Origin of the sequence: Arthrobacter glacialis, assembly GCF_002909445.1 — a bacterium.
GTDB classification, from domain to species: domain Bacteria; phylum Actinomycetota; class Actinomycetes; order Actinomycetales; family Micrococcaceae; genus Specibacter; species Specibacter glacialis.
In genome coordinates this window covers 93,066-106,606 of the sequence record NZ_PPXC01000015.1, presented here as the reverse complement: position 1 = coordinate 106,606, position 13,541 = coordinate 93,066, and the positions used below count along the sequence as shown (strand labels likewise).

Here is a 13,541-nt window from a genome sequence, read left to right as displayed (position 1 = left end):
CCTACGTCGCCATCAACGACCCCAAACAACGAACTCAACAAAACGTCAATCTCTCTCAAACAGGTTGACAGATACCGTATGTGAAGGAGCGTTGCCGAAAACGACCCCCATATGTGAAGGAGCGCCTGAAGGGAGGGAGGAGTGGCAGCGTCTGGGGACTATTGCAGGTTTGACGTCAATCTGGCCGCGCTGTCCCAGAACTTCTCCCACGACGGGCGCTTGACCCAGTCTGCGAGTTCCAGCTGCCGGCTGTTGGCCCGGTAGCCGTCCTCCACGGCACGCATTTGCGTCACAAAGGAGGCACTGTGGATCAGCACGGAGATCTCCATGTTCAGCGAGAAGGATCGAATGTCCATGTTGGAGGAGCCAATCACTGCAACATCGGAGTCAATGCTGAAATGTTTGGAATGCAGCACCTCCGGGGCCTTGTACAGGTAAATTTTCACCCCGGCCCGCAGCAGCGCCTCGTAGTACGATCGCTGCGCGTGGTAGACCATGGCCTGGTCGCCAATCTCCGACACAAACAGCTCCACGTCCAGGCCGCGCCCGGCCGCTGTGATGATGGCCAGCAGCACCGAGTCCTCCGGCACAAAGTACGGGCTGGTGATGCTGACCCGTTCGGTGGCCTGGTGGATCATGGAGACAAAGAGTTTCAGGTTGTTGTCATTCTCAAAGCTCGGCCCGCTGGGAACCACCTGCGCATCCACCAGGTGCGGGGCCGGGTCCATGACAACGGGTGAGGTGTCCAGCTCCAATAAAACCTCGGTCTCGCTGAACCAGTCGGTGACGAACACGGCGTCGAGCTCGCGCACCACTGGCCCGTGCACGCGCATCATCAGCTCGTGCCAGCGCAGCCCGCGCGCAATGTTCTTCTTCTTGTTGTAGCTCTCGTGGACCAGGTTTTGCGATCCGGTGAAGCCCACCACCCCGTCAACCACGAGCAATTTCCGGTGGTTGCGCAGATCGATCCGCTGCCATTGGCCCCGCCACGGCCGCAGCGGCAGCATGGCATGGTATTCGGCACCCATGGCGGCCAGCACGGCCAACGTTTCCTTCCGGCCCGGGTTCATGACGGCCGCCAGATGGTCGCTGAGCACCCGCACTTTCACCCCGCGCAGGCAGGCCCGTTCCAGCGCATCAAAGAACGGCTTGGTCGCCGCGTCGTGCACCAGAATGTAAAACTCCACGTGCACGTAGCTTTGGGCGGCGTCGATTTCCTTGGCCATGGCGGCGATCGAGCCGTGATAGTCGGGGAGAAGTTCGACGTCGTTGCCTCCCACCATGGGCAGCGCACCCAAGGTGTTGTTGAGGGTGACAAGGGTGCCCAGGCCGTGCGGCCAGTCCTCCCGATGGCTGAGCTGGTCAAACCCCTCGGTACGGTCCAGGATCAGCTCGTTGACATGCTTTTGCTTGTCGCGACGGGCCCTGGGCAGCCGGTTGTAGCCCACCAGAAAAAAGGCGATGATCCCGATGAAAGGGATGAAGATGATGGTCAGCATCCACGCGATGGCAGTTGCCGGCCGGCGTCGTGCGGAAATATAGGCAACTGCCACGGCGCCAAGAATCACGTGCAGGGCTAGCAGGACCCAGGCAAGATGATTGGCGTCGCTGAACCAATCCAGGATGCTCACGAACAGGTATCTCCCTCATGAAAAACGAGCAACGGCGGACTCATGCGAGTCCGCCGTTGCTCCTCAATGGTTCTAGCAGTCTAGGGCAAGCCGGTTAGGAAACCTTGGCGAAATTCAGCATCAAATCGCTCAACAGCCGTGTGCCATACCCTGTTGCGCCGCGGGGGCGCCAGGAATCGTCGGTGTCGCTCTTCATGGTCCCGGCAATGTCCAGGTGCGCCCAGGGCGTGCCCTTGACGAATTCGGACAGGAACAGCGCCGCGGTGATGGCCCCGGCTGTGGGGCCGCCCATGTTGGAGATATCGGCAATGTCCGAGTTCAGCTGGGGCAGGTACCGTGTCTCCAGCGGCAGCTGCCACGCCGACTCCCCCGTTGCCTGCGCCGACGCCGTGACCTGGTCCACCAAGTCCTGGCTGTTGCCGATGACAGCACCCACCAAGGTGCCCAGGGCAGCCATGGCGGCACCTGTTAGCGTGGCGACATCCACAATGGCGTCAGGGGTTTCTTCCATGGCCAGGCACAGGGCGTCCATCATGACCAGGCGGCCTTCGGCGTCGGTGTTCTTGACCTCAACCGTTTTGCCATTGCGGGCTGTGAGTACGTCGCCGAGCTTGGTTGCCGTGCCGGAGGGCATGTTGTCGGTGCACATCAACCAGGCGCTGACCTCGGCGGTGGCACCCAGATCGCGCAGCCCCGTCATGGCGGCCAGCACGGCAGAGGAACCTGCCATGTCCATTTTCATGGCCAGGTGCATAGGATCTGATGGCTTCAGGCTGATTCCGCCGGAGTCATACATGATGCCTTTGCCCACCAGGGCCAGGTGGGCTGTGGGGACACCCGCCGGCTTGTACCGCAGCACAATCATGCGCGGTTCCTCGAAGCTGCCGGCATTCACGCCGAGCAGCCCGCCGCAACCGAGTTCAATGAGCGCAGCTTTGTCGAACGTTTCCACCGTCAGCCCAAACGAGGGGCCCTGCTCCGTGGCAAAGTCAGCATATTCGGTGGCCGTGAGGTGCCCGGGCGGGTTGTTGGCCAGATCGCGGGCCAGAGCGGCAGAACGGGCCAGCACCTTTCCGCGGGCCGCACCGGCTGCTGCGCCGTCGCCGGCGCCCACCACGTCAAGGCTCTCGACGGTGACATCCTTGGGAGCCGTCTGCAGGGCATTGAAACGGTACCGGGCCAGCAGGGCGCCTTCCACGACAACCTGGGCGGCCAGTGCGCCGTCGAGCCCGTGGCCAGCCGGGAGGATCAGGGCCAGCTTGGCATGGCGGGCCGCGGCACGGGCGAACGCGGCGGCAGCGTCGCGCAGCTCGTCGGCCGTGCGGGTGGCACCGGCTCCGGCACCCACCGCAACTGCCGCCGTCGCATCTGCACGGGGAATGACCAGTGTCTGGCCAGCTGCGCCGGTGAAGCCGGCAGCTGCCAGGGCCTCCTTGCCCAAGCCAAGTTCGGCAGGTGCGTCACCGTCAGTGGACACAAAGTATCCGACGGCGGTTGCCTCGCCAGCAGGCGCATCCGGGGCAGACACGGCCGGATCAAGCTGCAGCGAGGGGGCCGGGTTGTACGATTCGGGAATCAATTTAATGGGCGTATGCACCAGGGGAAAACCTTTTCTCTCGTAATGAAACGCTTGCTAGCTTGCGGGGCCCCAGGGGATGCCTGTGACAAACCAGAGCACCAGGAACGTCGTCCACACCACAATCAAGACCACCGTGTAGGGCAGCATCATGGCCACAATGGTGCCAACGCCTGACTTGGGGCGGTACTTTTGGGCGAACACCACGATCATAGCGAAGTATGGCATGAGCGGTGTGACGATGTTCATGGGTGAATCGCCCACGCGGTAGGCGGCCAGCACGGCCTCGGGCTCAATGCCCAGGCGCATGAACAGGGGTACGAAGATCGGGGCAAGAATGGCCCAGGCGGGCAGCCCGCCGGGCATCAGAATGTCGATGATCAGGGCCACAATGACAAAGCCGATCAACAGCGGAACCGGTCCAAAGCCGGAAGTTTCCAACCAGTCGGCCATGCCCACGGCACCCACTGTTGCCAGGTTCGTGTAGGCAAAGTAGGCGATGAACTGGGCGATGACCAGCAGCAAGAAGATCAGGCCCGCAAGATTGGCAAAGGTCTTCACGATCGGGTTGATGATGTCCATGCTGTTTTTGATGGTGCCAGCGCCCAAGCCGTAGGCGATGCCGCAGCCAAGGAAGACGATCATGACGAGGAAGATGATGCTGTCCATCAAGGGTGCGGCAACAATCAAGGAGCCTGTCTCCGGGTTGCGCAGCGGCCCCCAGGACGGCAGCGAGAGCAGAAGCACGACGGCGGCGATGCCAAGACCTGTGAACATGGCCCATTTCAGGCCCTTCTTCTCCGCAGGGTCAAGTGCACCGTCCTCGTGCCCGGCTGACGGACCTTCATAGACACCCAAGCGGGGTTCCACGAATTTGTCCGTCAGCACGGTGCAAACGATGGTTACCAGAATGGTGGAGGCGATGCTGAAGTACAGGTTGGCCGTTACATCCAGGTTCCGGGCCGGGTCCATCATGTGGATGGCCTCGTTGGTGACCTCCGTGAGCATGCCATCGAGCGGGGTGATCAAAACGTTGACACCAAAGCCCGCAGCGACACCGGAGAACGCTGCGGCAAGGCCGGCCAGCGGATGCCTGCCCAAGGAGTGGTAGATCGCCGCACCCAGCGGGATCAGCACCATGTAGCCGGCATCGGTGGCAATGCTGGAGATGACACCCAGAAGCACAATCACAAAGGTGATCATGCTTGGGTGCGTGACCAGCACCAATTTGCGGATCAGGGCGGAAATCAGTCCGGCTTCCTCAGCGAGGCCCACACCGAGCATCGCCACCAAGATCACGCCAACAACACCAAAGTTGGTGAAGTTGGTGACCATGGAGGTGAAAAGGAAACGGATTCCATCGGCGTCCAGAAGGCTACGCACCTTGGTGGTGACGTCGTCGATCTCTCCTGTGACGATGTTGGCGCTCTGGAACGTGGCGCTGGCACCGGCCCAGGAGAAGATCACCGACAACACCATGACCAAGCCAATAAGGATCAAAAAGATGACGGCAGGATGCGGGACTTTATCTCCCACTACTTCCACACCTGTCAGAAACTTCTCAAGAAATGACTTTTTTTGCGGTTTAAGTTCCGCCATCTTTTCGGCCATGATGTGTTCTCCCCAATCCTTACTATGTTGCTTAGACCAGAGCCTTGGCCTTGAGCTGTGCGTACTCGCCCTCCGTGATGGTTCCGGCGTCTAGCAATGCCTTCGCAGCGGCGATCTGCTCGGCGGGGCTCTGGGTGTGAGCCACGCGGCGAACGTACTCCTCAGTTTCCTTCTGCGCCTGGTTCACCTGGGCGATGCTGCGCTCAGTCATGCCCTGGCCACGGGCGATGATGTAAACCAGTGCGGTCAGGAACGGCAGCACAACCAGACCAATGATCCACACAACCTTCATCCAGCCGGAAAGCTTGGAGTCACGGAAAAGGTCGGCGACAATCTGGAACAGCAGTATGAGGTAGGACAAGAACAAGAAGAAGATAATGATGGACCAAAGTGTTTCAAGGAAGTTCATTGTTACCCCAATATTGGTAGAACGGAATGGGCACACTATTGGTGTCCAGAAAGTAATTCACGACGCTCAAAGAGCCGCGTTTCTTTGTTAGATTAGCAGGTGATGGGCCGGTGAAGTTCATTGAAAGATCACAATGCCTCAACGGTTTGGGGCGGCGTCAAAATTGTTATGCGCCCACCAAAGAAGTTAGCCTGTGCCTATGAGCGAAATCGCTGTCATGCTGACAATTCTGGCAATCACCGTTGCCATATTCGTGTGGAACAAAATCCCCGTGGAGATAGTGGCCATCGGTGTTGCGCTGATTCTCTTCGCCACGGGAATCATTGGAATTGATGATGCATTTTCAGGCTTCGGCTCTCAAACAGTCATTCTGATTGCGGCGCTCTTCGTGGTTGCTGAATCCATTGATGCTGCCGGAATCACCACCTGGATGGGTGGCTTGCTGGTGAGGTTCGCCGGCGACAGCAGGCCCCGCCTCATTGCCCTGATCATGCTGTTTACGGCGCTGCTCACAGCAATTATCAGTGTGAATGGCGCGGTTGCCGCCCTGCTGCCCATGGTGGTGGTTTTGGCTGTGCGACTGGGCCGGGAGCCTGGCCAATTGCTCATGCCCATGGCCTTCGCCGCCCACGCGGGCTCCTTGCTTGTCCTGACTGGTTCTCCTGTGAATATTTTGATTTTGGAAGCAGCCATCGACTCCACCGGCCGGGGTATTGGCTTCTTCGAGTTTGCACTTGTTGGCTTGCCCTTGCTGATAGGCACCATTGTGGTGGCTATCTATTTGGGGCCCAAACTCCTGCCGCAACGGGTTCCCGAGGACTCACCCAAGGACCTCAGTGACCATCCACGGGTTCTGTTGGGACACTACTGGCCGGCCGAGCATGAACTGGTGCGTCTTCTGGTTCCGGTGGGAAGCGGCCACGTTGGCGACAAGATAGCCGGGGTGCTGCCCGCCACCCGCGGCGGGGTGCACCTGCTCAGCGTGCAAAACGCAGCCGGCAAGCCGCTCTCTTCAGATGTGTTGGGTGCCGGTAACTACCTCGTGGTGCGCGGCACGGCAAGCGACATTGCCGATTTTGCGCTGGAACACGAGATGGCAGTGGATACCACCCATGGAAGTGACGTTGCGTGCGGCTTGGTGAGCAAGTCGTTCGGAGTGGCTGAAGTCTTGGTGGCCCCCCGCTCAAATTTGATTGACACAAGTGTTTACCCGGGCATGGTCACTGAGAGTGGTTCCTTGGTGGTCTTGGCGCACCAGCGAGCCGGCAAGTCCCCGGAGTCCGGCGCAAACCAAGTCAAAGCTGGCGACACCTTGCTGCTGCAGGGAAGCTGGAACTCATTGGATCAGCACACCCGCGACCAAAACGTGTTGCTGGTTGACTCCCCCGACGCCATCCGCCGGCAAACGGTGCCGTTGGGTCCTGGCGCCATTCCCGCGCTCATCATCCTGGCAGCCATGGTGGTGATGATGACCACCAACATTGTCCCGGCATCAGTGGCAGCACTCTTGGCCGCCATGGCCATGGTCCTGACCCGTGTGGTCACCATGGGGCAGGCGCACAGGTCCATGTCTTGGCAAACCCTGATTCTGGTCGCAGGCATGATCCCGCTCTCAGCGGCCATCACCAAGACTGGTACGGCGGAAATGTTGGCCAACGGCATTGTCTACCTCACCGGTGGCAGCAGCCCCTATCTGCTGTTGCTCGGCATTTTTGTTGTCACAGCCGTCTTGGGCCAGCTCATTAGCAACACGGCCACTGCCCTGATCATCATCCCGATCGCCTTGTCAGTGGCCAACGAGGCCGGTTTGTCCCCGCTCACCGTGTTGATGTGCGTCAGCGTGGCCTCGGCAGCGGCCCTGCTGACACCCATTGCCACCCCCGCCAACATGATGATCATGCGCCCGGCGGGGTACAAGTTTGGCGACTATTGGAAGTTTGGCCTGGTCATCATGTCCTTGTACGTGGCGGTGGCGGTGTTCCTGGTGCCAGTCTTCTGGCCCTTCTGATTCCGCCCGTCGGATTCCGGCCCCGTCTATGACGCAGTAGGTGCAGCAATTTCCCATCGGAATGCGCTTTCCAATGCAACTACTGCGTCACAGACGGTGGGGAAACAAGAAAGTCCCCGATCCGAAGATCGGGGACTTTCTTTTCCATGGTTGCGGGGACAGGATTTGAACCTGTGACCTCCGGGTTATGAGCCCGGCGAGCTACCGAACTGCTCCACCCCGCGATGTGATTATTACTTTACGCTGCCCCCGCCCCGGGTGCCAAACTGAAAGCACGTGACCTTCGTCTCCCCTCCGGTTTGCCCCGTGTTTACGCAGATTTCACCCGGCAAGGGCACAGAAAAAAGCCCCGTCACCACAAGTGACAGGGCCTTTCTCATGAACCTTCGACGCCGGAGCTAGGGTGCTGCACTCGGAGTAGCCGTGGGAGCCGGTACAGGCGTTCCGGACACACCCTCAGCTGCCAGGGCCGCAGTGAGTGCAGCCTCCAGAGTCTTCTGGGCTTCGCCGTAGGCTGCAAAGTCACCCTTGGCCAACGCTGCCTGGCCTGCCTTCAGGGCGGCGTTTGCGTCGTTGAGGGCCTTGGTCAGTGCGGGGTTGGTACTCGAGGGCGTGCCCGTACCAGTGGAGCTTCCGCCTGAACCTGTGCCCTTGTCAATGCCGGCGTCACCTGCGGTGGCACCGGAGTCACCTCCAAAGAGTTTGTCCAATGCCTCGTTGAGAGTGTCCGCATACCCAATGCTGTTACCGAAGGCCACCAGAACCTTCTGCAAGGTGGGGTAAGAGGTGGATCCCGTGGATTTCACATACACGGGCTGCACGTAGAGCATGCCGCCACCCATGGGGAGGGTCAGCAGGTTGCCGTTGATGACATCCGACTGGCCCAGCTTGAGCACGTTCAACTGCTCCGATACCTCGGTATTTGATTGGAAGGTATTTTGAACCTGGCCCGGCCCTGGCACCTGGGTAGCGTCCGGAAGTTCAAGCAATTGCAACTTGCCATAGTCAGGGCTCTTGACGCCCTTGACATTGCCGGCATCACCGTTGGCCGCCATGAAACCGTAGAGAATGTTGCGGGAGTCCGTGTTTTGAACTTCCTGCGGGATGAAGTCGGTGGTCAGCGAGAACGCTGTCTTGTCTTTCCCTGGCATCTTCAAGGACATGTAGTACGGCGGCTGCTTGTCTTTGGCTGGCGTGGTGGGGTCATCCGGCACGCTCCACGCCAGCGTGTTCTTGAAGAAGTCCCTGGCATCGGTGACGTGGTAGCGGCCCATGAGCTCACGCTGGACCTTGAAGAGGTCCTCCGGGTAGCGCACGTGGGCCATCAGGTCCCCGGACATTTCCGAGAACGGCTTAACAGTGGTGGGGAAAACGTTCTGCCAGGACTTCAGGATGGGATCCTGCGCATCCCAAGCAAACAGCTCCACCGAACCGTCATAAGCATCCACTGTGGCTTTAACCGAGTTGCGGATGTAGTTGACCGAGGCGTTGGGCAGCGGGGCCACGCCGTTGGCAGCCGTCAGGGAGTCAGTGGTGGCCTCCTGAAGTTGCTGCTGCTGCGAGTACGGGTAGTAGGAGCTGGTGGTGTAGCCATCCACAATCCACTTAACCTTGCCGTCAACGATCGCCGGGTACGGGTTGCTGTCCAGGGTCAGGTACGGGGCAACCTTGGCAACACGTTCTGCCGGGGTCCTGTCGTAGAGGATCTGCGACTTCTCATTGACACCATTGGTTAGCAGCAAATCCGTTGACTGGAACTTCAAGGCGTACATCAGGCGGTTGAACCAGTTGCCCAGATTGGGGCCGGCGTCGCCGGTGAAGGTTGTCAGCGCCTCGGAGGCAGGATCGTCGCTTCCGGTGGTTGTTGAACTTCCCTGCGGGCGGTCCAGTTCAATGGGAGCGGTTCCATCTGGCGCGCCCACAATGGAGTAGTCGGTGGTTGACTGGCCAAAGTAGATGCGCGGCTGGTAGCTGGTGTCAGTACCCAGCACGCCAGTGGAAGGCACTCCGGACTGCATGAAATCGGGTTTGCCATCAGATGTAGCCCTGTTGGCATAGGCTGCCACCATGCCGTAGCCGTGAGTGTACACCAAATGTTGGTTGTACCAGCTCTGCTGGTTGGGGTTGATGCCCTGGGGGTTCAGTTCACGCACAGCAATAACTGCGTCCTGGACCTTGCCGTCAACGGTGTACCTGTCCACATTCAAGGTCTTGGGGAACTTGTAGTACGGGCGGAACTGCTCCAGCTGGGCAAAGGTGGAGGACATCAGGTTCGGGTCAAGCAAGCGGATGTTGGCAGCAGTGTCGGCGTCCTTGCGCAGGGCGCCAGCCTCCGCCGTCGTGGTTGCGTTGTAAGGGGTGACTTCCATGTCGGCGAGTCCATACGCGTTGCGGGTCATCTCAATGTTGCGCGCAATGTACGGCAGTTCCACGTCACCTTCGGAAGGCTTCACCTGCCATTCCTGAACGGCCAAGGGGTATATTCCGCCAGCCACAATGGCCGTTACGGCCAGCATGCCGGCGCCAATGAGAGAAAGCTTCCACTTGCCGATGAACGCGGCCACAATAAACAAGATCGCAACAATGATGGCGGCGGCAGCCAAGATCGCTTTGGTGGGGATTACGGCATTCACATCAGTGAACATGGCACCCGCACGGTAGCCGCCGTTGTCCTGCAACGTGGCGAAACGGCCCAACCAGAAGTTGACGCCCAGCAGGATCAGGAAGATTCCCACCATGACGGCAATGTGGATCTGGGCGGCGCGGGAGGTGAAGATGCCACGCTCGGTCAGGCGGATTGCACCATAGAGGTAGTGCGTCAGCAGCCCGGCAATGAAGGCTATGACGGTGGCGCTAATGAGCATCCCCACAGCAAAGCCAAGGAAAGGCAGCGTGTTGGTGTAGAAGCTGATGTCCATGCCGAACTGGGGGTCAGTGCTGCCAAAAGGCACCTGGTACAGGAAAAGCATGACCTTTTCCCACTGGGCCATGGCTGCGGTCCCGGCGAACAAACCAAAGACCACAGGAATGCCAATCATCACCACGCGGCGGATGGGTTCCAGCTGCATTTGGTAGCGGTTGAGGTTGTCCTCACGGGCACTGTCCGGGGCGTAGATGGGCCGGGCCCGGTATGCCACGCGGATGGAGAAGAACACCGCCAGCGCCATGATCAGGAAGCCTGCGAAGAAGATCACCAACTTGGCAATGCGCTCAGTCCAGAAAACTTCGGAATATCCGATCTGACCGAACCAGAGCAGATCGGTGTACACGCCGGAGAAAAGCACAACACCAACCACCAGCGCCGCCACCACAATGATGGTTGGTAGTAGGGCGCTGCGGCGCTTGGGCCGGACGGAATTACTCGGCGGCGGGGCTGGGCGGGATGTCACTCTCTACCTCTAACTCAAGTGGTGGAACTGAAAATGCAGGTGCTACTACTTAGTACTCTCTCTTGTTGCCACGAACAGCTCACAATCAAAGTTCCATATGATGCGCAATTGTTACGTGCAGCTCGGCAGCGCCGAACCGTCTTTGCCCGAACCAATCAGGGAGACCGCGTCATAGGCTTCTTCAAGCGTATCGACCTTGATAACCTGCAGCCCGTTGGGAATATGCCCCACAACATCGCCACAGTTGGCGCCCGGCGCCAGGAAGTAGTCGGCTCCGTTTTGCTGGGCGCCCACCATTTTTTGGGCGATCCCGCCAATGCCGCCGACCTTGCCTGCCGGGTCGATGGTGCCCGTGCCGGCAAACTTCTTGCCGCCCGTGAGCTCCCCGGGTGTCAGATTGTCCATGATGCCGAGCGCAAAAATCATGCCCGCACTGGGTCCGCCAACGTTTTCCAGGGAAATCTTGACCTCGAAGGGAAACTTGAACGTGTTTTGCGTGGAGATGCCCAACAAGTACTTGCCGGCCTCACCGAGTTTTGGTGTCACAGAGACAGTCTTCTCCACCCCGTCCCGCAACACAGTCAGCTCCACAGGGGCGCCCTTGCCCTCGGCGAGCACCTCCTGCACCACTGACAGGTCAGTGAATTTCCGCCCCCCTACGGTGAGCAGGACGTCGTCGGGGTTCAGGATGCCCGAGGCGGCACCATCGGCCGGGATCGACGCCACTGTCAAGCTGGATTCGAAAGGGATGCTCAGGGCCGTCAGTGCTGCGGCCGTGGCATTTTCCTGGGAACCCGTCATGGCGGCGGAATTCTCACTGTTGACAGTTTCCTGGCTGACCCCCGGGGCATAGATAAGCTCGGCAGGGTAGAGGGTGTGCGACGGCGTGAGCCACGACTGGAGCGCGTCGAAGAAGCTGATCCGGCTGTCGGGCAGGCCGCCGGTGAGGTGGACAGTGGTGAGGTCCAGGCTGCCGGAGGTGGCGGGGAAGTTTTCGTGGCCCGAGATGGTGATGATGGGTTTGCCGTTAAAGGTGCCGATCGTATTGATGGCGGGGCCCGGCGACTCAACAACATACGGGACCGGGATGGTCATGGCTGCCACCGCCAGCACCACCGACAGGGCCCCGGAGACAAGCATGAAGGGGAATCTTTTGTCCCGACCGGTGCTCGGTGACGTGGCTGTCTCTAGTATCTCCTGGCTCAAAGCTGTGACCTTTCCAAGCTCTTTTGGGCCTCGCTGGAACCCGTCAGAAATCAGGCGCCAACCACTAAGCTTACTGTGTCTAATTGTGCTGCCCATGTGCCCAAGCTGAGAGCACGCAGTGAATAGTTCCGTCCGTGGCCAAGGGCCAAAAACCCTTTGCCTGTAGCGAACAGGCGCCTGCCACGGGGCGACAACTCAACGCTGCGGCGGTAACGTAAAAGTATTCAGCGTCCACGCCAACGAACGGGCCATCATGTCTTCCACACCAGCCAATAACGACGACGACACCCCGAAGGATCCGCTTCAGGAAATGCTCGCCAACCTCTTGGGCGGCAAGGGCATGGAAGGCTTTGACCCTGCCGAACTGGCCAAGGCAGCCGGGCTGCCCTCCGATCCCAACGCGCTGGCGCAAATGTTCTCCCAGGTTCAGGCCATGATGAGCGGCTCCTCGGACACCCCCGTCAACTGGGATCTGGCGCGCGACGCCGCCCGCAAGGCAGCAGCCGGTGATGATCCTTCCGTGACCGCCGCCCAGCAGCAGGCCGTGGATGAAGCACTGCGCTTGGCCGAAATGTGGTTGGACCCTGTGACGGATCTGGCCGCAACAGCCATCATTGGCCGCGCATGGTCTCGGGCGGAGTGGGTTGAGGAAACCCTTGGCACCTGGCAGCGGTTGACGGAGCCGGTGGCCAACAGCATCGCCTTCGCGATCTCCAAGGCCATGAATGAACAACTCCCCGAGGAAATGAAGTCGGCCATGGGCGGCGCTGCATCGATGATGCAGAACATGGGCGGGGCCCTGTTTGGCTTGCAGCTGGGCCAGGCTGTGGGCGCCCTGGCCAAGGAAGTGCTCGGCTCCACTGACATTGGCATCCCACTGGCTGATCTGCAGATGGCCCTGATTCCCGCCAACATCAAGGCCTTTGGCGAAGGGCTTGAAGTACCAGAGCAGGAGATCCTGCTGTACTTGGCCCTGCGCGAGGCCGCCCACGCCCGCTTGTTTGTGCAAGTCCCTTGGCTGCGCGGGCACCTGCTGGGAGCCATCGAGTCCTACGCCCGCGGCATCCACATCGACATGTCCCGAATTGAGGACCTGGCCCAGAACCTCGATCCGTCCAATCCGGAAGCCATGCAGGATGCACTCTCCCAGGGTGTGTTCATGCCGGCCCGCACACCCGAACAGGATGCTGCCCTGGCCAAGCTGGAGACCGCACTGGCTCTGGTTGAGGGCTGGGTTGACGAGCTCAGCTTTGAGGCTGCCGCGAACCTTCCGGCCGCCGCGGCCATCCGCGAAACCATTCGCCGCCGTCGCGCCACGGGCGGCCCGGCCGAGCACGCTTTCGGCTCGCTGGTTGGTTTGGAGCTGCGACCCCGCAGGCTCCGTGAGGCAGCTGCCCTGTGGGCTTCACTGAAGGAACAGCGCGGCATTGCCGGCCGTGACGCCATTTGGGCCCACCCGGATCTGCTCCCCACGGCAACTGACTTGGATGACGCGGCGGGCTTCAGTGCCCGCCGCAGTCTCGAAGACGCCTCCGAGTCAGATGTTGATGCGGCACTGGCCAAACTCCTTGACGGCGGCTTTGACGACACCCCCTCGGGCGACGCCGAACCCGATACGGACAAGTAAGCACCTCGTTTTCCGCTCCGGCGGTCGATGTGGTTTTTCGCTGGTGATATATCACCAGCGAAAAACCACATCGACCGCCGGATT

Annotated in this window: 8 protein-coding genes and 1 tRNA gene; 2 read left to right on the top strand and 7 right to left on the bottom strand. The window is 60.2% G+C overall.

Going from position 1 to position 13,541, the window contains the following annotated elements:
- Positions 1-158 precede the first annotated feature (158 nt).
- From cls to CVS27_RS16730, 4 genes are all read right to left on the bottom strand, one after another.
- The gene (cls, locus tag CVS27_RS16745) at positions 159-1,625 is read right to left on the bottom strand and encodes a cardiolipin synthase (protein WP_103466997.1); all 1,467 of its coding nucleotides are present in this window, start codon (positions 1,623-1,625) and stop codon (positions 159-161) included.
- 100 nt (positions 1,626-1,725) lie between these two features.
- Positions 1,726-3,228 carry a leucyl aminopeptidase gene (locus tag CVS27_RS16740; RefSeq protein ID WP_243400249.1) on the bottom strand — a complete coding sequence of 501 codons (1,503 nt, stop codon included), beginning with the start codon at positions 3,226-3,228 and terminating at the stop codon, positions 1,726-1,728.
- 36 nt (positions 3,229-3,264) lie between these two features.
- Entirely contained in the window at positions 3,265-4,818 is a 1,554-nt protein-coding gene (locus CVS27_RS16735; RefSeq protein WP_243400248.1) for an AbgT family transporter, read from the bottom strand.
- A 31-nt stretch (positions 4,819-4,849) separates the two neighbouring features.
- Positions 4,850-5,227, bottom strand: coding sequence for an SHOCT domain-containing protein (locus tag CVS27_RS16730; RefSeq protein WP_103466979.1), 378 nt, complete (start codon positions 5,225-5,227; stop codon positions 4,850-4,852).
- Positions 5,228-5,426: 199 nt separating this feature from the next.
- Here CVS27_RS16730 and CVS27_RS16725 point away from each other — a divergent pair, with 199 nt between their 5' ends.
- Positions 5,427-7,235, top strand: a complete 1,809-nt coding sequence (locus CVS27_RS16725) for an SLC13 family permease (RefSeq protein ID WP_103466978.1) — start codon at positions 5,427-5,429, stop codon at positions 7,233-7,235.
- A 147-nt stretch (positions 7,236-7,382) separates the two neighbouring features.
- Here CVS27_RS16725 and CVS27_RS16720 read toward each other — a convergent pair.
- The 3 genes from CVS27_RS16720 to CVS27_RS16710 form a co-directional block, all read right to left on the bottom strand.
- Positions 7,383-7,459, bottom strand: a tRNA-Met gene (locus CVS27_RS16720).
- A gap of 174 nt (positions 7,460-7,633) precedes the next feature.
- Positions 7,634-10,624, bottom strand: a complete 2,991-nt coding sequence (locus CVS27_RS16715; protein ID WP_243400247.1) for a UPF0182 family membrane protein — start codon at positions 10,622-10,624, stop codon at positions 7,634-7,636.
- Positions 10,625-10,735: 111 nt separating this feature from the next.
- Positions 10,736-11,764, bottom strand: coding sequence for a YlbL family protein (locus tag CVS27_RS16710; RefSeq protein WP_243400246.1), 1,029 nt, complete (start codon positions 11,762-11,764; stop codon positions 10,736-10,738).
- A gap of 319 nt (positions 11,765-12,083) precedes the next feature.
- Here CVS27_RS16710 and CVS27_RS16705 point away from each other — a divergent pair, with 319 nt between their 5' ends.
- The gene (locus CVS27_RS16705; protein ID WP_103466976.1) at positions 12,084-13,457 is read left to right on the top strand and encodes a zinc-dependent metalloprotease; all 1,374 of its coding nucleotides are present in this window, start codon (positions 12,084-12,086) and stop codon (positions 13,455-13,457) included.
- Positions 13,458-13,541: the final 84 nt, after the last annotated feature.